The following is a 214-nucleotide window of genomic DNA, read 5'->3' as shown; positions in this document are numbered from 1 at the left end:
ATATTTTACAATGAAGAGTTTGATCCTGGCTCAGGATGAACGCTAGCTACAGGCTTAACACATGCAAGTCGAGGGGCAGCATGAACTTAGCTTGCTAAGTTTGATGGCGACCGGCGCACGGGTGAGTAACGCGTATCCAACCTTCCGTTTACTCGGGGATAGCCTTTCGAAAGAAAGATTAATACCCGATGGTATGGTAAGATTGCATGGTAAT

1 rRNA gene is annotated in these 214 nt (G+C 46.3%); it reads left to right on the top strand.

The features are described 5' to 3' along the window. Positions 1 to 7: 7 nt before the first annotated feature. Positions 8 to 214 (top strand): 16S ribosomal RNA (locus tag H6A27_RS15015); the annotation flags it as partial.

This window comes from Bacteroides caecigallinarum, assembly GCF_016902295.1.
Classification (GTDB): domain Bacteria; phylum Bacteroidota; class Bacteroidia; order Bacteroidales; family Bacteroidaceae; genus Phocaeicola; species Phocaeicola caecigallinarum_A.
This window is presented reverse-complemented; position numbering and strand designations above follow the sequence as displayed.